At 64.6% G+C, this 20,260-nt stretch carries 17 protein-coding genes; 4 read left to right on the plus strand and 13 right to left on the minus strand.

All coding sequences use genetic code 11. The features are described 5' to 3' along the window. Positions 1-149: 149 nt before the first annotated feature. Positions 150-773 (plus strand): LysE family translocator, encoded by a 624-nt coding sequence (locus PDMSB3_RS32705; RefSeq protein WP_007178042.1) that lies wholly within the window; start codon positions 150-152, stop codon positions 771-773. A 40-nt stretch (positions 774-813) separates the two neighbouring features. On the opposite strand, the gene PDMSB3_RS32710 is transcribed toward PDMSB3_RS32705, so the two are convergent. Next, positions 814-2,229 (minus strand): aminotransferase-like domain-containing protein, encoded by a 1,416-nt coding sequence (locus PDMSB3_RS32710; protein ID WP_007178043.1) that lies wholly within the window; start codon positions 2,227-2,229, stop codon positions 814-816. Positions 2,230-2,459: 230 nt separating this feature from the next. Here PDMSB3_RS32710 and PDMSB3_RS32715 point away from each other — a divergent pair, with 230 nt between their 5' ends. Then, positions 2,460-3,788, plus strand: coding sequence for an aspartate aminotransferase family protein (locus PDMSB3_RS32715; protein WP_165189106.1), 1,329 nt, complete (start codon positions 2,460-2,462; stop codon positions 3,786-3,788). Between the two features lie 90 nt (positions 3,789-3,878). Here the strand turns inward: PDMSB3_RS32715 and PDMSB3_RS32720 are convergent, their stop codons facing one another. After that, positions 3,879-4,397 (minus strand): DUF6496 domain-containing protein, encoded by a 519-nt coding sequence (locus PDMSB3_RS32720; protein WP_007178045.1) that lies wholly within the window; start codon positions 4,395-4,397, stop codon positions 3,879-3,881. 286 nt (positions 4,398-4,683) lie between these two features. On the opposite strand from PDMSB3_RS32720, the gene PDMSB3_RS32725 reads away from it, so the two are divergent. Further along, the gene (locus tag PDMSB3_RS32725) at positions 4,684-4,935 is read left to right on the plus strand and encodes a hypothetical protein (RefSeq protein ID WP_007178046.1); all 252 of its coding nucleotides are present in this window, start codon (positions 4,684-4,686) and stop codon (positions 4,933-4,935) included. Between the two features lie 104 nt (positions 4,936-5,039). Here the strand turns inward: PDMSB3_RS32725 and PDMSB3_RS32730 are convergent, their stop codons facing one another. The 11 genes from PDMSB3_RS32730 to PDMSB3_RS32780 form a co-directional block, all read right to left on the minus strand. Continuing rightward, a complete protein-coding gene (locus tag PDMSB3_RS32730) occupies positions 5,040-6,248 on the minus strand; it encodes an ABC transporter substrate-binding protein (protein WP_007178047.1) in 1,209 nt (402 codons plus the stop codon). A 71-nt stretch (positions 6,249-6,319) separates the two neighbouring features. Continuing rightward, entirely contained in the window at positions 6,320-9,928 is a 3,609-nt protein-coding gene (locus PDMSB3_RS32735) for a molybdopterin cofactor-binding domain-containing protein (protein ID WP_007178048.1), read from the minus strand. Continuing rightward, positions 9,925-10,443, minus strand: coding sequence for a (2Fe-2S)-binding protein (locus PDMSB3_RS32740; protein WP_007178049.1), 519 nt, complete (start codon positions 10,441-10,443; stop codon positions 9,925-9,927). Before PDMSB3_RS32740 ends, PDMSB3_RS32735 begins: the two co-directional genes overlap by 4 nt. 31 nt (positions 10,444-10,474) lie before the next feature. Beyond that, a complete protein-coding gene (locus PDMSB3_RS32745) occupies positions 10,475-11,674 on the minus strand; it encodes an amidohydrolase family protein (protein WP_007178050.1) in 1,200 nt (399 codons plus the stop codon). A 69-nt stretch (positions 11,675-11,743) separates the two neighbouring features. Further along, positions 11,744-12,457, minus strand: a complete 714-nt coding sequence (locus PDMSB3_RS32750) for an ABC transporter ATP-binding protein (RefSeq protein WP_007178051.1) — start codon at positions 12,455-12,457, stop codon at positions 11,744-11,746. Further along, positions 12,454-13,263, minus strand: coding sequence for an ABC transporter ATP-binding protein (locus tag PDMSB3_RS32755; protein ID WP_007178052.1), 810 nt, complete (start codon positions 13,261-13,263; stop codon positions 12,454-12,456). The genes PDMSB3_RS32750 and PDMSB3_RS32755 overlap by 4 nt, the downstream gene beginning before the upstream one ends. After that, a complete protein-coding gene (locus PDMSB3_RS32760) occupies positions 13,260-15,200 on the minus strand; it encodes an ABC transporter permease (protein ID WP_007178053.1) in 1,941 nt (646 codons plus the stop codon). Before PDMSB3_RS32760 ends, PDMSB3_RS32755 begins: the two co-directional genes overlap by 4 nt. Before the next feature lie 140 nt (positions 15,201-15,340). Next, positions 15,341-15,925, minus strand: coding sequence for an amino acid synthesis family protein (locus tag PDMSB3_RS32765; RefSeq protein WP_007178054.1), 585 nt, complete (start codon positions 15,923-15,925; stop codon positions 15,341-15,343). Between the two features lie 60 nt (positions 15,926-15,985). Further along, a complete protein-coding gene (locus tag PDMSB3_RS32770; RefSeq protein ID WP_007178055.1) occupies positions 15,986-16,576 on the minus strand; it encodes an amino acid synthesis family protein in 591 nt (196 codons plus the stop codon). After that, the gene (locus tag PDMSB3_RS32775; RefSeq protein ID WP_007178056.1) at positions 16,552-17,493 is read right to left on the minus strand and encodes a UPF0280 family protein; all 942 of its coding nucleotides are present in this window, start codon (positions 17,491-17,493) and stop codon (positions 16,552-16,554) included. Before PDMSB3_RS32775 ends, PDMSB3_RS32770 begins: the two co-directional genes overlap by 25 nt. 8 nt (positions 17,494-17,501) lie before the next feature. Next, complete coding sequence (locus PDMSB3_RS32780; protein WP_035516766.1) at positions 17,502-19,109, minus strand: hypothetical protein; 1,608 nt, start codon at positions 19,107-19,109, stop codon at positions 17,502-17,504. Positions 19,110-19,482: 373 nt separating this feature from the next. On the opposite strand from PDMSB3_RS32780, the gene PDMSB3_RS32785 reads away from it, so the two are divergent. Further along, entirely contained in the window at positions 19,483-20,196 is a 714-nt protein-coding gene (locus tag PDMSB3_RS32785) for a TetR/AcrR family transcriptional regulator (RefSeq protein WP_007178058.1), read from the plus strand. Positions 20,197-20,260: the final 64 nt, after the last annotated feature.

The raw sequence follows: 20,260 nt of genomic DNA on the forward strand, positions 1-20,260 counted from the left end.
TTTCGCCTGGGATTGCCGGCGACTCCTGCGTCGGCGTCCGCAATCGGCCGCCACCCGTACCGGACATCATCTTAAAAACCGTACAGGTACTGTACCGGACACGATCGCTAGAATGCTCCAATATCTCTCGACCGACAGCGGAGCTTCTCATGTCTTATCTCAGTCTCAGCGCGCTGCCTGCCGGCATCCTGTTCGCGCTCGTCACCACCATCACGCCCGGTCCGAACAACACAATGTTGCTGGCCTCCGGGGTCAACTTCGGATTTCGCCGCACGCTGCCGCATCTGTCCGGCATCAGCGCCGGTGTCGTGCTGTTGATGCTGTCGGTCGGCATCGGTCTGGGCGAAGCCTTCGTCCATTTTCCCGTGCTGTACACCGTGCTCGAGATCGCGAGCGTCGCGTATCTGCTCTATCTCGCGTGGAAGATCGGCACGTCGGGTGAGTTGAAGGTGAAGAAAGGCGAGCGCCGGCCCATGAAGTTCTACGAAGCGATTGCCTTCCAGTGGGTCAATCCGAAAGCATGGATGATGGTGCTGACCGCCGCCACCACGATCCACCTCAGCGAGAGCTACAGCGTGAACGCCGTCGTCATGGCGGTGATCTTCTACGTGATCGGCTTTCCGTGCATCTGCCTGTGGGCAGGTTTCGGCACGGCCATGCGGCAGGTGTTGTCGGACCCGAAACGCCTGCGCATCTTCAATGTAGCGATGGCGCTGCTGCTGGTACTGTCGCTGTATCCGATCGCGCTGAAGCTGGTCGGCCAGGGCGCTTGAACCCGCTTGAGCCTGCTTGAGCGCGGTTGCCGCGGCTCCTTTATAACGCGCCCTGCCCGACTCGCTCGATGAAGCGCCACAACGCGTCGTCGGTCGAGTATGGCGCGTTGAAGCGGAACCAGGCGCTCGGAGCGTCGTCGGGACGAAAGTAGGAGCCCGGCGCGAGCCAGATACCGTGGGTAAGCGCGGCCGTCGCCACTTCGCCGGCCCGCTCCGCTTCGATTGGCAAACGCGCCCACAGGAATAACCCGGCGCGCGGCCGGTGGAACACTTCGAGACCGAGCGAATCGAGCCGCTCTTCAACGGTTGCGTGGGCGAGCTTGAGACGCTCGTTGACGGCTTCCACGTGACGCGCGTAGCGCCCCTCCAGCAACACCTTGTCGGCGATCCGCTCGATCGCCTCCGACGACGTCAAACCCACCGCCATCTTCGTGCGCGCCAGTTCGCGCAGCACGGCGCGCTCGGCGACCACGTAGCCGCAGCGCAATCCCGGCGTCACCGTCTTCGAAAAGCCGCCGACATAGAGCACGCGCTGCAAGCCTTCCATTGCCGCGAAAAGCGGCGCGCCGGACGGCGCGAGTTCACGGCTCACATCGTCTTCGATCACCCACATGCGCTGACGCTCGGCAATCTGCAGCAAGCGGAACGCCGCCGACATGCCGAAGGTCGCGCCGGTCGGATTCTGCAGCGTCGTGTTGACGAAGATCGCTTTGGGCTTGTGCTCGGCGACCAGCGCTTCGAGCACGTCGGTATCGACGCCCGCCGGCGTGCGCGGCACGCCATGCACCACGAGGCCCGCCAGCTTGAGAATCTGCAGCAGATTGCAATAGCCGGGATCTTCGACGATCACCGCGTCGCCCGCGCGCAGCAGGGTACGCACGATCAGATCCAGCGCCTGGGTCGCGCCTTGCGTGAGCAGCACGTTGGAGACATCCACCGGCAGGCCGCGCCGGTCGAGTTGCTCGGCGATCCGTTCGCGCAACGGCGCAAATCCGTACGGATGCCCGTAATCGCCGAGGCGCGCCGCCGGCACCCGGCTCACCGCCCGCAGCGCGTGCTGCAAGCCGGTCTCGTTGATCCACTCGTTCGGCAGCCAGCCGCCGCCCGCCTTGATCGGCACCGAATGGTCGGCGAACACGTCGGACAGCAGCCAGGTCGCGGTGAGGCTCGGCGGCTGCCAGTCGGTCGCGGCGACGCGCGCGGACTGCGAACGCGCCGCCACGCGATAGCCGGAACCACGCCGCGCGACCACCAGTCCCATAGAAACGAGCCGGTTGTACGCCTCCGTGACCGTGAAGGTGCTCAGGTCGTGGCTTTGCGCCAGTTGCCGCACCGACGGCAAGAGCGCGCCCGCGCGCAGCGATTGCGCCTCGATGGCGCGCGTGAAGCCTTGCACCACCTGCTCGACGAGCGTGGGAGCGGCGCGCCGGTCGCGCTCGAGTTCTAGTTCGATCATGGTCAGGATGAAGAGCGGGCCGCGGCGGGCGGCCGAACGTATGAATGCGATGTCCAACCTCGGGGGCCGGCACGCATCGACACAGTTAGTGCAGATCCACCAACACAGTTAGCGCCACACTGCGTCAACTGTTTATGCCGCCATTAAACCGCGAACGCTACAGTTTTGCTATGCCCTTTGCTATGCCCCAAAGGAAGTCCCCTTGGGGAACCCACTTCGAGGAAATACACATGACTTCGCGCCCCGTCATCGACGATCTGTCGTCTTTCTGGATGCCCTTTACCGCCAACCGCCAGTTCAAGGCCGCGCCGCGCCTGCTGGAATCGGCCAAGGGCATGTACTACCGCACCACGGACGGGCGTGAAGTGCTCGACGGTTGCGCGGGTCTGTGGTGCGTGAACGCCGGCCACGGCCGCGAGGAAATCATCGCCGCAATTACCCAGCAGCTCTCCACGCTCGACTTCGCGCCGACCTTCCAGATGGGCCACCCGCTCGCCTTCGAAGCCGCCACGAAAGTCGCCGAACTGATGCCGGAAGGCCTCGACCGCATCTTCTTCACGAACTCGGGTTCGGAATCGGTCGACACCGCCCTGAAAATCGCCCTGGCATATCACCGTTCGCGCGGCGAAGGCCAGCGTACCCGCCTGATCGGCCGCGAGCGCGGCTATCACGGCGTGGGCTTCGGCGGCATCTCGGTCGGCGGCATCGCCACCAACCGCAAGACCTTCTCGGGCGCGCTGCTGCCGGCGGTCGATCATCTGCCGCACACGCATAACCTCGAACAGAATGCGTTTTCGAAAGGCCAGCCGGCTTGGGGTGCGCATCTGGCCGAGGAGCTCGAGCGTATTGTCACGCTGCACGATGCATCGACCATCGCCGCGGTGATCGTCGAACCCGTGGCCGGCTCGACGGGCGTGCTCATTCCCCCGCAAGGCTATCTGCAAAAGCTGCGCGAGATTTGCACGAAGCACGGCATCCTGCTGATTTTCGACGAAGTGATTACCGGTTTCGGCCGCGTCGGCGGGGCCACGGCGAGCGAATACTTCGGCGTGACGCCGGATCTGATCACGATGGCGAAGGCCATCAACAATGCCGCGATCCCGATGGGCGCGGTGGCCGCAAGCCGCACGATCCACGACACGATCGTGAACAGCGGCGCACAAGGCGCAATCGAACTGTTCCACGGCTACACGTATTCGGCTCACCCGGCTGCAACGGCAGCCGCGATTGCCACCCTCGACCTGTATCGCCGCGAGGGTCTGTTCGAACGCGCCGCGACGCTCGCACCGACGTTCGAAGCCGCGGCTCACTCGCTGCGCGGCGCGAAGCACGTGAAGGACGTGCGCAACATCGGCCTGATCGCCGGCGTGGAACTCGAATCGCGCGACGGCGCGCCGGGCGCGCGCGCGTACGAAGCGTTCGTCAAATGCTTCGAAGCGGGCGTGCTGGTGCGCTTCACGGGCGACATCCTCGCGTTCTCGCCGCCGCTCATCATCAACGAAGAGCAGATCGCGCACATCTTCAAGACCGTGGGCGACGTGCTGGCTACGGTGCAGTAAGCCGCAGCCGAAGCGCGACAAAGAAGGCGGCGCATGTTGCATGCGCCGCCTTCTTTTGCCAGATGCGCTTCTTTCAAACGCGTGCCGCGATCAATGATGCGCGCGCGAAGCCCGTGTTTGAGCCGCCTTCCTGGCCGCCGCCGAACGGCCTGCAGCACCCTTCGTCGCGGCGGCCTTCCTCGCCGCTGCGGAACGGCTGGCCGCCGGACGTTTGGCCGCGGCCGTCTTCGTCTGCTTTGACAACGCCGTGCGCGATGCGCCTGCGCTTCCCTCACGCTTCAATGCATTGGTCGCGGCGCGCGAGCGTTTCGCGGTCGACTCCGTGCTCTTCTTCGTCGTGCTCTTGCGCTGACCCGCGGCGTTATCCGTGGCGGCTTTCTTGCGTGTGAATTCGCTTGCCGCGCCCTTCTTCGGCGACTTCACGGCGACGCCCGCGCGGCGTGCTTCCGAAAGGCCAATCGCAATCGCCTGCTTGGCCGACCTGACGCCGTGCTTGCCGGCACGCACCTTGTCGACCTGTTCCTTGACGAATTCGCCGGCCTGGGTGCTCGATGACTTGCCGGCGCGCTTGTCGGCGTGGGCACGCTTGAGGGTTTTCTGTTCGGGCATGACAGTTCTCCAGTTGGTTGTGGCCTATGTCATGCAGCAACGGGTGTGCCTCGGCGCGTTGCGCGGGCGAATCTTCCGGAGAACGCCATCATGCGGGGATAGTCGCGGCGTTTCGCCCAGCGCACGGAATTGCGAAATCACGCGTGAACGCCGGCAAAAGTTCGAGCAATGCGCCGAATCGCCGCGAAAGCTCAAGAAACCGACGGCCAGGACTCGCGCCGGGCATCTGGACAGCGTATGGTGCTGGTAAGGGTTGGCGCGTGGTCCGGCCCGACGGGAGACGTCCATGAAGATACCTACCGTTCGCGCAGGCGCGCACATTGAAGGTGTGCACTGGATTGCCGAATACGCCGAAGACGTCCATGAAATTCGCGTCTTTCGCGAAGGCCAGGAAGTGGATGTGCACAACGCGCCCTCCACGCTGTTCGGCGACGAGGAGAACGCGGGCTCCAAAAGCACCGCGGATCATCGCGCGGTGGAGGCCGCCGTACTGGCTTATCTGAAACGATTCGTGATCGAGCACGACGCGGAGGAGTAGTTCTTCTTCGCCCCAAAGGCGATACGCCGGGCCGCTTTTCGACGGCGCAACTGTGTTCGTTTTTAAACACGCCTGCGGCGCCGGGCGCCGCAGGCGTCGAGACCTTACTCGGCAGGCCGCAGCTTCCTGACTTCGGCATCCGACGGCTGAACGCTCGCGCCATCGATATACCGGTACGACGTCATCACGCCCTTGCCGTCCTTCACCCCCGTCACGCCCACATACGCGCCCATGGTCGACTGATTGTCCTGCGCCCGATAGGTGATCGGCCCGAACGGCGTCTCCACGCCGAGACCCTTGAACGCGGCGGCGAGCTTATCCGGATCGACCGAACCGGCCTTTTTGATCCCGGCGGCAATCGACATCAACGCCGAATATCCCACCACCGAGCCGAGCCGCGGATAGTCGTGATACTTGGCCTGATAGGCATCGACAAATTTCTTGTTGGCCGGCGTATCGATCGAATACCACGGGTAGCCCGTGACGATCCAGCCGGTCGGCGCTTCAGCGCCCAACGGGTCGAGATAATCCGGCTCGCCCGTCAGCAGGGACACCACGCTGCGATCCTTGAAGAGCCCGCGCGTATTGCCCTCACGCACGAACTTGCCGAGGTCGGCGCCGAACAGCACGTTGAAAATCGCATCCGGCTTCGCGTCGGCAATCGCCTGCGTCACCGCGCCCGCATCGACATTGCCGAGCGGCGTGGCCTGTTCAGCGACGAACTGCACATCGGGCTGCGCCGCCGTCAGCAGTTTCTTGAAGGTCGCCACCGCCGATTGCCCGTACTCGTAGTTCGGATACACCAGCGCCCAGCGCTTCTTCTTCAGCTTGACCGCTTCCGGCACGAGCATCGCCACCTGCATATACGTGGAAGGACGCAGACGGTACGTGTATTTGTTGCCGTCGGCCCATACGATCTTGTCGGTCAACGGTTCAGCGGCGAGGAAGAAAATCTTCTTCTGCTTCGCGAAGTCGGCCAGTGCGAGGCCGGTGTTCGAGAGGAAGCCGCCGAACAGCAATTGCACCTGCTCGCGCGCAATCAGTTCCTGGGCGACGCGAATCGTGTCGCCAGGATTGCCGTTGTCATCGCGCGATACCACTTCGAGCGGTTTGCCGAGCACGCCGCCCGCGGCGTTCACCTGGTCGAGCGCGAGATTCCAGCCGTTCTTGTAAGGCCCGAGAAAGGCGGGCTGCGCCTTGTAGCTATTGATCTCGCCGATCTTGATGGTCTGCTGTGCGTTCGCGCTCAAAGCCGCGAGCGAGAGTACCGTCGGCACCATGAGGCGAGAAATCCATCCTGCGCGCGTGGTCATGCGTTTCTCCGTTAGCAAAAGAATTGCGGGAATGCGGGTTGTTGTTATCAGGCGTTCAAGCGGCTCGCGACTCATTCGGCCCGCGGCGTCGCGCGAATCCGGGCGACGCTCGCCGTGACGTCCTGCCATGCCGGCTTGCCGCCGGCAAACTGTTGACGCAGGTACGACACGAGTTCGGCGACCTGGGCGTCGTTGAAACTGTCGCGGTAAGCCGGCATCGTACCGAGTTCGGGCCGGGCAGGCGAGCCGATGCCATCGAGAATCACGCGAATCAGGTTATCGGGCGTCGCACTGTGCAGATTCGTGTTGAGCGCGAGCGATGGATGCGCGCCGAACAGTTGCGGTCCGCTGCCCGTGTGATGACAGGCGGCGCACGCGCCGTCGAAGAGCCGCGCGCCGAGGCCGGCAGGCATGCCCGTGATCGCGCTGGCCTCTTCGACCTGATGCGCCATTGCTGCCGGATTCGCGTTGGGTTCGAGCGGGTTGAGCGACGCGAGATACGTGGCCATCGCGCGAATATCGCTGTCGGGCAGCGCCGCCAGATCGCCGACCACCGGCGCCATCGGTCCCGCCGCGACGCCGTGCAGCGGCGCGTGACCGTGGCGCAGATAGCTGAACAGTTCGTCTTCGCTCCAGGGCACGGGCGCGGTCGAAAGCGTCGACAACGCGGGCGCTTCCCAGCCTTCCGCGATCCCGCCGCCCATGAACGCCGCACCGGTTTTCTCGGCGCCGAATGCGTTGCGCGGCGTGTGGCACGCGCTGCAATGGCCGAGCCCGTTCACCAGATACGCGCCGCGATTCCATTGCGCGCTTTGCGTCGCGCTGGCGGCAAAGGTCGTGCGTCCGAGAAAGAGTCCGTTCCATGCGGCCATCAGCGGACGCACGCTGAACGGATACGCCAGCTTCGTTTCCGGCGCACGCGAGCGGACCGGCGTTTGCGCCATCAGATACGCGTAGAGCGCTTTCAGATCGTCGTCGGAGGTGTTCTGGAACGACGTGTACGGGAACGCTGGATAGAGGCGGTGTCCATCGCGGCTGATGCCTTGCCGCATCGCCCGCATGAACGCTTCGAGCGACCAGTTGCCGATGCCGGTCTGGCCGTCCGGCGTGATATTGGTGCTGTACACCGTGCCGAAAGGCGTATCGAGCGGTTTGCCGCCGGCGTTCGGCACGCCGTTGTGCGCCGTATGGCACACCGCGCAATTGCCGAGCGACGCAAGCAGTTTGCCGCGCGCAACCAGGTCAGGCGCAAACGCGCTAGCAAGCGGCGGCGTGATCGGTGCGATAGCATGCGGCGCGAGCGACAATGCGCCGAGCCAACCGACCGCGCCTGCCGCGAACGTACCTAGAAAACCCAATCGCCAGCGCTTCTTCTTACGCGCCGCCTTGTCTTCGGCTTGCGCATCGGCAAGCGCGGCGCGAATCGTTTCCGGCGTGAAAGGCGGTCTGCGAAAACGCACGCCCGTGGCGTCGAAGAGCGCATTGGCAATCGCCGCCGCGCCGGGCAGCGACGCGGATTCGCCCGCGCCCATCGGCGGCTCGCCGTGGCGCGGCATCATCACCACGTCGATCACCGGCACTTCACGAAACGTCAGGATCGGATAGGCGCCCCACTCCTGGCTCGTCACCGCGTTCTCGCCGAACGTCACGCGCTCTTTCAGCGCGCGGCTGGTCGCCTGGATCACGTTGCCGTGTATCTGATGACGCACGCCGTCGGGATTCACCATCGTGCCGGTATCCTGGCCGACCACCACGCGCGTCACCGCGAGCTCGCCGCTCCTGCGATTGACTTCGACGTCGGCCACCCACGCGGACCACGCCGCGCCGAAGCCAGGAAATTTGCTGTGCACGTAGCGAGCGTAAGCGATGCCCCGTCCGCGCGCGATGTCGCCCGCTTCTTCTTTTGGTTCGGTATTGCGCGGCTGCCAGCCGGCCTTCTCCGCGACGGCCTTCACCAGTTCGATCGCGCGTGGATCGCGCAGATGCTTCAAACGAAACTCGAGCGGATCGACACCCGCCTCCACCGCCAGTTCGTCGATGAACGACTCGTGCGCGAACGTGTTCGGCAACGCAGACACACCGCGCAGCCACGACGCCCGCACGATCGGCGGCGTGTCGTCGCAGACGACGCGCATGGTGCGGTAGTCGTACGGCGGCACCGCCGTACGGTCGCCCATTTCGAACACTTGCGGCTGCGCGGGGATCGTGCCGGTCAGCAGCAGCCCTAACGTAGGCGCATCGTTCGACGGATAGCGCGTCGCAAAGTCGTAAGCGGCCAGTTCGCCTTCGGCAGTCAGCGCACCGCGCACGTCCATCAATTGCGCGGCGCCTTTCGGCTCCCACGCATGCTCGTCTTCGCGCGAAAGTTGCACGCGCACCGGACTGCCGGTGGCTCGCGAGAGCAGCGCGGCGTCGGCGGCGACGTCGTCCGCGCAATTGCGGCCGTAGCAGCCCGCCGCGTCCATCCGCACGATCTCGATGCGCGCTTCGTCCATGCTCATCAGCAACGCGAGATCGGCGCGCAGCGAATGCGGATTCTGCGTGCCCGACCAGACCTTCAACGCGCCCTCGCGATAGTCGGCCACCGCGCACGACGGTCCAATCGACGCATGCATCTGGAACGGCCACACGTAAGTGCGTTCCAGCGTGCGGGCGGACTCCTGCGCGAGCGCCGCATCGACATCGCCCTCGATCACCAGATCGCGGCGGCTGGCGGGATTCGCGCGCAAGGCCGCTTCCACTTCCTCGCTGGTTTCGAGCGACGGCAAACCTTCAACCGCTTTCCATTGCACGCGAAGCCGCTTCACGGCCTGCTGCGCGATTTCCTCGCGCTCCGCCACGATGCCGACGAAATCGCGAATCACCACGACCTTCACGATGCCGGGCAGATCGCTGACCGAATCGTCATCCACGCGCAGCAGAGTGTTGCTCATGAAGTCGCCCTGCGCGACGCCGGCGTACGGCGGCCGAACCACGCGGCCGTGCAACATGCCCGGCACGCGTACGTCATGCACGAAACTCAATTCGCCGGTGGCCTTCGCCGGAATGTCGATGCGCGGCGCGCTTCTGCCCACTATTCTGTACGTGTCCGGCGACTTCAGCGGCGCGTCGGTGGCGAGCTGCAATTCGACACGTTTTCCGCTGATCAGATCGCCGTAGCCGATGCCCTTCGCAGCAGTGTTGCCGTCGCGTGGGAAAACGATACCGTCACGCACGTCGAGTTGTTCGGCGCCAACGTTGAGCCGCGCCGCCGCTTCCGCCAGCAGAAATTGCCGCGCCTGCGCCGCCGCGTGCCGCAACGGCACGGCCGAAATCTGGATCGTCGCGCTAGCAATCGTCGGCCCCTGGTTCGGCGCTTCACGCGTATGACCGAGCACGATCGACACGCGCGTCAACGGCACATCCAGTTCCTCCGCGACGATCTGCGCGAGCGCCGTGCCGATACCCGTGCCGAGATCGACGTGGCCGTTGAACGCGACCACGCTGCCGTCGTCGCGCACCACGAGGAACATATCCGCTTCGGTCGGCACGAACGACGAACGCGACCCCGGCTGACCGATCGCCGGCTTCGCCGGTGCCTGCGGCGGCCGCGCGACGATCAGCACGCTCTGCGCGTCGTAGAGTTGCTGCCGCGACGGCGGCGCGGAGCGTCGATCGACGCTGAAATCCGGCCCGGTCATGCACGCGCTCCTTCATGCACGGCTGATTGCGCCGCCGTTTGCGCGGCAAGCAATTCAGCGGCGCGCTGCACCGCGCGCACGATCTCGACATGCGTGCCGCAACGGCACAGATTGCGCGACAACTCGCGCCGGATCGTCTCGACGCCCGGATGCGGATCGCGATCGAGCAGCGCCTTGGCCGTCATGATCATGCCGTTCAGACAATAGCCGCACTGCGCAGCCTGTTCTTCGATAAACGCCTGCTGCACCGGATGCAGCGCGGCGCGCGTGCCCAGACCTTCCAGCGTGGTGATCTCGCGGCCCACCGCGACCTTCGCCGTGGTGACGCAGGCGCGCGTGGGCATGCCGTCGAGCAGGACCGTGCATGCGCCGCATTCGCCGAGACCGCAGCCGAACTTCGGACCGTTCAGCGCGAGATCGTTGCGCAGCAGGTAGAGCAGCGGCGTGTCGGCGGCGGCGCTGACGAGATGCGTCGCGCCGTTCACGTTCAGCGTAAGAGGCGCGGGGCGGCTCATGTCAGTGCCGGCCTGACCGTGCGATGCGTGCTCACAGCACCACCGGCACTTCGGTGGCCGGTGGCGTGTTGCGGCTCCTCCGGCAGCGGATCAGGCCGTCGATCATCACCATGCCCACGCCCGGAATGTCGCCGAGCTGCACGCTTTCGAGCAGCGTATCGGCCGCCGTGTGCTGCGCGCGATCCATGAACACGAGGTCCGCGGGACGCCCCACTTCGATCAGCCCTTGCCGCAGATTGCGTTGCCGCGCGGTGTTGCCGGTTGCGAAGCAGAAGGCGATTTCTGCGGGCACGTCGGCGAGGCTCGAGATCAGCGCGATCATCCGCAAAATGCCGAGCGGCTGCACGCCGGAACCGGCGGGACTGTCCGTGCCGAGAATGATCCGGTGCGGACACTTCAATTCGATCGCATGACGCGCCGTCAGCAATGCGATCCGTTCGTTGCCGTTATGGACGATTTCCAGCGCGCGGCTCGATTGCTCGCACAGGTCGCACACATGCCGGTAAGACAGCGACGTATGGCCCCCGTTGATATGGCCGATCACGTCCGCGTCGGCGGCGAGCACCACGTCGCGGTCGATCAGGCCCGAGCCGGGAATCGACGGACCGCCCGTGTGAATCGTGCTCTGAATGCCGTACTTGCGCGCCCACGCGACCATCTGCGCGGCTTCCTCGCCGCCCTTCACGCTGCCGAGGCCGACTTCGCCGAGCAGTTTGACGCCTGCTTCCGAGAGCTCCTTGAAGTCCTCTTCGACCATGCCCTTCTCGATCACCGGCGCGCCCGCCATGACCTTGACGCCGCCGCCGACACCCGCGCCGCGCATGCCTTCGAACGAGCGTTGTGCGGTAATCGCGAGCGCCTTCACGCCGAGCACGTCTTTCGGACGGCCGGGCAAATGCACTTCGCCGGCGGAAATCATCGTGGTGACGCCGCCGTTCAGATTCGATTCGATCCAGCCCATCTGATTCTGGCGCGGCGTCCAGTCGCCGAACACGGGATGCACATGCGAGTCGATCAGGCCGGGCGCGACCGTGGTCCCTTTGCAATCCACCGTCGTACGCGCGCCTTCGAGATCGCAGTCCTTTTCCTTGCCGACCGCGACGATCACGCCGTCGTCGATCACCAGCGTGTCGGCGTCGAGAATCGGCCGGTCGATGTCGCCGGATAACAGCAGCCCGATGTTCGTTACCGCGACCTTGCCCGACAAGCCTGTCAACGTCTCTGCTGCCATCTGCTTCTCCTTTCGCAACGACTGCCCAGCGACGCAAGCGTGCAAGCTGCATTTCGCCGGCCGATGGAATCACACGCTCAGATAAGCGCGCCTCACTGTTTCGTTCTGTGCGAGTTCGCCGATCGTGCCGCTAAAGCGGATCTGCCCTTTTTCGAGCACATACGCGCGGTCGCTGACCAGCTCGGCGAAGTGCAGGTTCTGTTCGGACAACAGAATCGACAGCCCTTCGCGCTTGAGTTCGAGAATCATGTTCGCCATCTGTTCGACGATCACCGGCGCCACGCCTTCGGACGGTTCGTCGAGCAGCACCAGATACGGATTGCCCATCAGCGTGCGCGACACGGTGAGCATCTGCTGCTCGCCGCCGCTCATCTGGCCGCCCGGACGCTGCGGCATTTCGCCGAGATTGGGAAAGAGCCGGAACAGTTTTTCCGGCGTCCATTGCGGTGCGCCTTCGCGCGGCGGCTGACGGCCGGTGTCGAGGTTTTCCATCACGGTCAGATCGGCGAACACGCGACGATCCTCGGGCACGAAGCCCATGCCCATGCGCGCGATCCTGTACGGCGGCAACGCCGCGATGTTCTGCCCGCGAAAACTCACTTCGCCCTGGCGGCGCGGCAGCAGACCCATCACCGCTTTCATCGTGGTCGATTTGCCGGCGCCGTTGCGGCCCATCAGCGCGACGACTTCGCCGCGGCCGACTTCGAGGCCGACGTCGAACAGAATATGCGCGCGGCCATAGAACGCGTTGAGGCCGGAGACTTTCAGCATCGGCTCGCTCATTGCAGCGCTCCCTGGCCCTGATGGCCGCCCGCTGCCTCGTGCAGCGGCGCGTGCGGCTGGAAGGTCTTGCCGGTGCCGAAATAGACTTCCTGGACGCGCGGGTCGTTGCGGATCGTGTCGGCGTCGCCCTCGGCGATCAGCTTGCCGCGCGCGAGCACGATCATGCGATCGGCGTAGGCGAATACCACGTCCATGCTGTGCTCGGTGAAGAGCACGCCGATCTTGTGTTCGGTGACGAGACGCTTCGTCAACGCCATCAATTCATTACGCTCCTTCGGCGCCATGCCGGCGGTGGGTTCATCCATCAATAGCAGCCTGGGGCGGTTGGCAAGCGCAATCGCGAGTTCCACGCGCTTGACGTCGCCATAAGCGAGCACGCCGCACGCGCGGTTCGCGTCCGCGGCCATGCCGACCTGTTCGAGCAACGTGAAGGCTTCGTCGGCGTAGCGCGAGCGGGCGGCCTTCCATAGCCCGAAAGTCTTGCGTTCGCGCGAGACCAGGGCCATCTGCACGTTCTCGATCACGGTCATGGAATTGAAGGTTGCGGCGATCTGAAACGTGCGGCCCACGCCAAGCCGCCAGATTTCACGCGGACGCATGCCGACCAGTTCGTGACCGTCGAGGCGAATCGATCCGGATGAAGGCGGCAATTGACCGTTGACCATGTTGAAACAGGTAGATTTGCCCGCGCCGTTCGGCCCGAGCAAAGCCAGCAATTGACCGGCTTCGAGATCGAACGAGACGTTGTCGACCGCCTTGAGGCCGCCGAACGATTTGGAGAGACCGCTGACGCGCAGCAAGCTCATAGCCCCTCCTTGATTGCCGTGCGCCGGGAAGGCGAGACGGCACTCTTTTCCGGCGGGTCGAAAGTATCGTCGCCGAAACGCTCGCGAATGAAGCCGACGATCCCCTGCGGAAACGCGATCACCAGCAGCAGGATCGCGAAGCCCAGCAGCGCCTGCCAGTAGTCGGTCTGCCGTGCGACGGTGTCCTGCAGCCACGTGAACACGGCCGCGCCCACAATCGGCCCGGTGAGCGTCTGCAAGCCGCCGAGCAGCACCATCACGAGGCCGTCCACCGAACGGCTCACGCTGATCACCTCCGGCGAAATCGTGCCCTTGGAGAACGCATAGAGCGAGCCGGCGAGTCCGCAGAACAACGACGCGATCACGAACGCGGCCCATTGCACGCGCTTCACGTCGATACCGATCGCCTCGGCGCGCAGCACGGAGTCACGCGACGCGCGCATGGCATAACCCAGCGGCGAGAACAGCATCTTGCGCAACAGCCACACGCCGACCACGGCGCAGGCGAGCGTGAGATAGTAAAAGGCCACCGGTGAAGACAGCCAGTTCGACGGCCACAAACCGAGAATGCCGTTGCTGCCGCCCGTCACGTCGTCCCACTGGAACACCACCGACCAGACAATCTGTGCGAACGCGAGCGTGAGCATCGCGAGATAGACGCCGGAGAGGCGCACGCAGAACCAGCCGAACACCAGCGCGCCGGCCACGGCCAACAGCGGGCCGAGCAGCAAGGCGGCTTCCATCGGCAGATTTAGTACTTTGAGGAACAGCGCGGCGCCGTATGCGCCCAGTCCGAAGTACGCTGCGTGGCCGAACGAATGCATGCCGCCCGGTCCCATGATGAAATGCAGGCTCGTGGCGAACAGCACGGCGATCAGGATCTCTACCAGCAACACGGGCATGTACGGAAATGCATTGGCCGCGAGCGGCGCAAGCACGAGAACCAGCAACGCGATGGCCGCCAGCCACTTGAGCCGTTTGCCCGCCGGACGCAAAGGCGTTTCCGGCGCCGCCATGCCGCGCACCGCGGCGCTCGCGCGGCCGAGCAAACCCCAGGGACGCACCACCAGCACGACCGCCATCACGACGAATTCGGCCACCAGCGTAAAGCGGCTCAACGAAAGACCGACGCCGAAGATCGTCACATGGCCGATGCCGATGCACAGCGCCTTGATCTCCGCGATGATCAGCGCGGCAATGAACGCCCCCGGAATCGACCCCATGCCGCCGACCACCACGACGACGAACGCGTTGCCGATCGTCTCCAGATCCAGCGACAGATTCGCCGACATGCGCGGCCCTTGCAGCGCGCCGCCCAACCCGGCGAGAAACGCGCCGACGAAAAACACCCCGGTAAACAGCCACGCCTGATTGATACCGAGCGCGCCGAGCATCTCGCGGTCCTGCGTGGCGGCGCGCACCAGCGTGCCCCAGCGCGTGCGTGTCAACGCATACCAGAGCAGCAGCAACACGACGGGACCGATCACGATCAGAGCGATGTCGTAGGTAGGCAGCGGATGGCCGAGGAAATCGACCGCGCCCGCCAGATGCGGCGCACGCGGTCCGAACAGGTCTTCCGGACCCCACAGCCACAGCGCGGCGTCGCGAAAGATCAGCACCAGCGCAAACGTGGCGAGCAGATGAAACAGTTCGGGCGCCTGGTAGATGCGCCGCAGAACGATCATTTCGACCAGCGCGCCCAGCACCGCGACCACCAGCGCCGCGGCCAGCACGGAGAGCCAGAAGCCGCCCGCCGTGTGTCCGAAGCGGCTCGCCATGCTGTACGCGACGTAGATGCCGAACATGTAGAACGAGCCGTGCGCAAAGTTGACGATGCGTGTCACGCCGAAGATCAGCGACAGACCGGCGGCGACGAGAAACAGCGTCGACGCGTCGGCGAGCCCATTGACCAGCTGTACCAGCAAATTCGAAAACATCGCGACCCTCGGCAGCTTGCTGAACGGCGAGCGCGAGCAGTGGCGCATTCGACCCGACCAGCAGACGTTGCAGCGCGTGCGGCACCATGCGCGCACGCGTCAACGGCAGGACAGTAACAGCCCAATAACCGGATGCAAACTCAGCGCAGACCGTCTTCGCCTTTGATCTCGCTCACCTGCAGGCCGCCGATGCGCGGCAACGGCCGGCCTGACGCCGTCACCGCGACGGCCACGACGATCTCGTTCGCGCGCGGCGCGTCGGATACGCGCGCCTCGATCGCGTCGAAATGACTGCGCACGAAGGCGGCGTCCTTGTGGCCGAGCGGCACGTCGATCGCGGTGCCGAGCGTGCCCATCTTCTTCGCCGACGGCACCAGCGCCGCGCCCTTCTCGACCGCCACCCGCAGCGGCGCACCGAGCTTGGGATGCAGGAGCGCGGCGGCATGCTCCAGCTCGCCCGCCTCGCCGACAATCGCGGCCTTGCCATAGCTTTGCGCCTCGCCCGGCGCGATGCTCAGCGCTTCGACACACTTGTTGCCGAGCAATGCGCCCAACTCTTCACCCGCTTCGATCAGCGCGTCGAGTTTGGCTTCGTAGCGGCCCGCATAAGGATTCTCGATCACCGCGATCGCGACCGCGCGGCGCACCGGCGGATTGACGGCCTGCCCCATTTCAATGCGTGTTTCATCCACTTGCACGACCAGCTTGCGAAGCTTGATTGCCATTTCGCTCTCCGAGTTTCGATACCTGTTCTGCGTTATTTCAGTGCGCCAATCGGGCGCCGCTCAGCGCAAACCGTCCTTGCCTACGATCGCCTCTTTCGCGAGGCCGCCGACGCGCGCATGCACGCGCTGCCCTGTGCTCATCGCGAGGATATACACCAGCTCGTCCGCGGCGGGCGCGCCGGGCACGCGCACTTCGATCGCGTCGAAATGGCTGCGCACGTAGCTCGCGTTGACGTGCGTGAGCGGCACGTCGAGCGCGGTGGACGGCGCGCCGACCTTCTTGGTGGACGGCACGATGGCATTGGTGGGCACACCGTTTTTCTCCAGCAACTCGCGCATCGCATAGCCGCCCGGCACGTGCCACAGCGCGCCATGCTCCAGTTCGCCGCGCGAGCCGATAATCGCGCCCTTGCCGTAACCTTCGATCGACGCATGCGGCACCGCCATCGCGGCCAGCAGCCGTTGCGCCATGTCGAGGCCGATCGGTTTGAGCGCTTCCATTCCGTGCTCGATTTTCGCTTCGTAGCGCCCGGCGAACGGGTTGGTCATCACCGCGGCAATTGCGCCGCGTCTGAGTGGCTGCGCAGGCGCAGGACCGAACTCGTGGAAGATGTCTTCGACGTGCGTCAGCACGCGGCGTATTTCGAACACGGAGCCTCCGTTTTTATCTGCGCGCGCTGCGTGAGCAACCCGCCTGTGTGATGAATGCCGGCGACGCGCACCCGCCCTTGCAGGAATAGCGCGGCGCCTTCGATCAAACCCTGGTCAAGCAAACGCTGTGCGGCTTCGACACCCCGCGCCAGCGCGAAATCGATCAGCGGCTGAGGTAAGGACGGCACGTCCACGGTGACGAGCCTGTCGCCGAGGTCGGTATCGTCTTTCAACGACGAAGCCGGACGCCGCAAAATGCCCGGGTGGTCCAGGTCGACCGCGTTCGCGATCATCGTCGCGGCGGCGTCCGCGGTGGCGGCGTTGCGCGCGAGCACGGTGACGCTATCGGCAATGCCGAGGCTGAAGCTGCGGCCGCGCCAGCCGCTCGTCGCAATGCCGCGAACGGCGAGGCCGGCGTCGAGCGTCAGGCTGGCGTCGAGCGCCTGATCGCGCGAGAGCCGCACCGGCGAGAACGATGCCAGATCGGCGAACACGCCAACGCGGTATTGCTGCCCTTCGGTCAAATAGAGTGCAATGTCGCCGCCGTTGTTGATGAAGGCACGCGAAATGCCTTCGCGCGCGAACGCCGTGATCAGTTCATCGGCGACGCTGCCCGCCACCGCGGCCATCGGCGTGATATGGCGCGTGCGGTGAGGATGACAGGCCGACCACATGCGGCGGGCAACCGGGCCTTGCAACTGCGTGTCGTCGCTCGACGCGACTTCGGCCGGCACCGGCTGCCGGAGCTGCTTCAACTCGCCGACCAGTTCCGGCAACACATCGACAAAGCGCGCCCAGCACGCCTCATACGCCGCCTGCAGCGCCGAAGCCGTGCCGTCCGCGCTGAGGATCAGATCGATCGGCCCATGCTGCCAATGCCAGCGGGTCGCGTCGAGTCGGGTGCGGGTGGGGTTCATCGTGTTCGTCAGCCGAGCATCGGTGGCATGGCAGGCGGCCACGGGTTGTCGGGATTGCGCGCCAGGGTGCGGCGCGCGAGCGGCGCGCCTTCCGTATGCTCCGGCCCGTTCGCCAACACGCTCGCCAGCGAACGCACTGCGTCGAGATGACCGCCGAGATCGCGATACGCGTCGTACGTCATGGTGAATTCGATCGGCGCAACGATCGCGGGCGTCGGCACCGTGCCGAACGAACGGTCCGGCATGCGCGACACATCCACCATCACCGTGATGCCGCCGCCCGGCCATACGTAAGCCGGCGCGCCGCCGCAGGTCACGTTGACCAGCTTCTGTTTGATCGCGCGCGTGAGCAGCACCGGGTTCTCCGTGGCGCCCGCTCGCAGGCTGCCGCCCGCGCCGCCTAGAAACAGCACGGTGGCAAGCGAGGGCTCGCAGTTCTCGCCGATCCGTTCGACCGTGCGGCGCACCGCCTCCGGCATCGCCGCGATGCGCGGCACGAGATCCTGATCGAGTTCGTACCACTGCGCGTGCTCGCCGGTGGTCGATACCATCAGCAGGCGCAAACCCGGTCTGGCGACGGCAGGATCGAAGCCTTCGACAATCGCGAGCGGATCCTGAATGTCGGTTCCGCCCCAACCGGTGCCGGGATTGGCCACCTGAAAATAGCGGCCCGGTGTCGACTTGCGTCCGCGAATCTTCAGACCTGAGCGCGCCATGCCGAGGCAGCGCCCGGCCTGATGTTCGGTGAGCACGCCGGTAATGTGATCGTCGACGACCACCACTTCGTCGGCGTGGCCGAACCATTGCTTAGCAAAGATGCCGATGGTGGCCGATCCGCAGCCCACACGCATGCGCTGCTCCTCCACGCCATCGACAATCGGCGCCGCGCCCGCGCGAATCACCAGACTCGCGCCGCCGTCTATGCTCAGCTCCACCGCCTCCTTGTTGCCGAGCGCGAGCATCATGTCGCACGTCACGCGGCCTTCTTTCTTGCTGCCGCCGGTCAGATGATGCACGCCGCCGAGGCTCAGCATCTGCGAGCCGTACTCGGCCGTCGTCACATGGCCCACGATCTCGCCATGGCAGCGCACGTTCGACTGCTCCGGCCCGAGGAAGCGGTCGGTATCGATCTTCACCTTGAAACTGCAGTAGCTGAAAATGCCTTCGGTGACGACCGTGATCATGTCGACGTCGTCGAGCTTCGAGGCGACGATAAAAGGCGCGGGCTTGTAGTCGGGATAGGTGGAGGATGCGCCGACGCCGGTCACGAACAATGCCTGTTCGGCCGCAGCGTCCTGTATTTCAGAAGATGCACCAAATTCTATCGTGGCGTTCTCGCTGCTGGCGTTCGCATCGGACGTCAAACGGTCGCGCGAGAGGAATACCACCGGATCGACACGAATCAGCCGTCCATCTGAATTGGCATAGCGATCGCACGCGCCGGTGCGCCCTTCGGAGATCTGACACAGCACCGGGCAGGCATTGCATTCAATCTTGTTCGACGCCATTCGCTCGCTGCGCGGCGCCGCCTTTTCGAGCACGGTCGGACCCGGCGTCGAGGCGGTTTCACCGTCGACGCTTTCCGCACCGAAATCGACCTTCGTATGTTCTGTCATGGTGGGGTTTCCATACGACGACATTACAATCGGTCCCGCTCCGGCTGACGAATAGCCCTTGTTTAAAGGCATTTTCGCGTGATCCGCCGATTTCCATGTAGCGGTCACTCACCGTTCGTGTAGTATCCACTACACCAAACTGGTTAGAAATCTACTCGATCAATTTAGTCTGTGCAACGTATTTACCGGCGTGCGCACGATTGGTGCAACGCCACATCGCCGTGCGAATCACGCTTCAATCTACGCTGAAGTGAATGATCGCGCAGCGAGCGCCGCAGCAGGTCACGCGGGTTGTATGATGAAGGCGCGCCGTGCCTGACAGGGTGCGGCGCCTGCCGTTCAACCTGACGCCAACAAGAGATCCGAGACCGCCATGAGTCCCACCGCCGCCCGCAAGCCGGGCGCTACCGGCATCCGTGCGAAACAGGCGCAGGACACGCGCGCCAAGATTCTGAAAGCGGCCATCAAGGTCTTTGCGAAGCAAGGCTATGCGAGCGGCCGCGTGGAGAGTATTTCAAAGGCGGCGCGCTCGCACGACCGCATGATTTACTACTACTTCGGCAGCAAGGAACAGTTGTTCGTCGAAGTTCTGGAAACGATCTACACGCAGTTCAATGAGGCGGAAAGCAAACTCGATCTCGATCTGGCCGACCCTGTGCACGGGCTCGAACAGATGGTCGAATTCGTCTGGCAGTACTACCTCGATCATCCCGAGTTCGTCACGCTGCTTTCCAGCGAGAATCTGCACCAGGGCAAGCACGCGAAGAAATCCCTGAAGCTGAAGGAGATTTCGGGCTATGCGATTTCGGTGGTGCAAAAGTTATTGGATGCGGGTCAGGCGCAGCAGGTTTTTCGTGCGGATGTCAAAGCGCGCGATGTGTATTTGATGATCGCTTCGCTTGGGTATTTTTATAACGCCAATCAATATACGTTGGGCGCGTTTCTTGGCGAGCCGCTGATGGAAAAGACGGCGCTCGAGCATTGGCGCGAGGTTATCAAGGACACGGTGCTGCGCGCGGTGAGGGTGAATTTGTCGGGGGATGCTGTGGTGGCAGTGAGCGAGGCGAGCCAAAACAGCGAAGCGTAGCGCGGGCCATGCTGACACAGTGTCCGGCTCGCAATCCTGGGCGACGAGAGCGGTAGTGCTCCCG

Origin of the sequence: Paraburkholderia dioscoreae, assembly GCF_902459535.1 — a bacterium.
Lineage (GTDB): Bacteria > Pseudomonadota > Gammaproteobacteria > Burkholderiales > Burkholderiaceae > Paraburkholderia > Paraburkholderia dioscoreae.

Coding starts and splice junctions, on each gene's coding strand:
- PDMSB3_RS32715 (WP_165189106.1), top strand. CDS start 2,460: ATGACTTCGCGCCCCGTCATCGACGATCTGTCGTCTTTCTGGATGCCC.
- PDMSB3_RS32755 (WP_007178052.1), bottom strand. CDS start 13,263: ATGAGCTTGCTGCGCGTCAGCGGTCTCTCCAAATCGTTCGGCGGCCTC.
- PDMSB3_RS32780 (WP_035516766.1), bottom strand. CDS start 19,109: ATGACAGAACATACGAAGGTCGATTTCGGTGCGGAAAGCGTCGACGGT.
- PDMSB3_RS32740 (WP_007178049.1), bottom strand. CDS start 10,443: ATGAGCCGCCCCGCGCCTCTTACGCTGAACGTGAACGGCGCGACGCAT.
- PDMSB3_RS32720 (WP_007178045.1), bottom strand. CDS start 4,397: ATGCCCGAACAGAAAACCCTCAAGCGTGCCCACGCCGACAAGCGCGCC.
- PDMSB3_RS32745 (WP_007178050.1), bottom strand. CDS start 11,674: ATGGCAGCAGAGACGTTGACAGGCTTGTCGGGCAAGGTCGCGGTAACG.
- PDMSB3_RS32725 (WP_007178046.1), top strand. CDS start 4,684: ATGAAGATACCTACCGTTCGCGCAGGCGCGCACATTGAAGGTGTGCAC.
- PDMSB3_RS32760 (WP_007178053.1), bottom strand. CDS start 15,200: ATGTTTTCGAATTTGCTGGTACAGCTGGTCAATGGGCTCGCCGACGCG.
- PDMSB3_RS32765 (WP_007178054.1), bottom strand. CDS start 15,925: ATGGCAATCAAGCTTCGCAAGCTGGTCGTGCAAGTGGATGAAACACGC.
- PDMSB3_RS32750 (WP_007178051.1), bottom strand. CDS start 12,457: ATGAGCGAGCCGATGCTGAAAGTCTCCGGCCTCAACGCGTTCTATGGC.
- PDMSB3_RS32735 (WP_007178048.1), bottom strand. CDS start 9,928: ATGACCGGGCCGGATTTCAGCGTCGATCGACGCTCCGCGCCGCCGTCG.
- PDMSB3_RS32710 (WP_007178043.1), bottom strand. CDS start 2,229: ATGATCGAACTAGAACTCGAGCGCGACCGGCGCGCCGCTCCCACGCTC.
- PDMSB3_RS32730 (WP_007178047.1), bottom strand. CDS start 6,248: ATGACCACGCGCGCAGGATGGATTTCTCGCCTCATGGTGCCGACGGTA.
- PDMSB3_RS32775 (WP_007178056.1), bottom strand. CDS start 17,493: ATGAACCCCACCCGCACCCGACTCGACGCGACCCGCTGGCATTGGCAG.
- PDMSB3_RS32705 (WP_007178042.1), top strand. CDS start 150: ATGTCTTATCTCAGTCTCAGCGCGCTGCCTGCCGGCATCCTGTTCGCG.
- PDMSB3_RS32785 (WP_007178058.1), top strand. CDS start 19,483: ATGAGTCCCACCGCCGCCCGCAAGCCGGGCGCTACCGGCATCCGTGCG.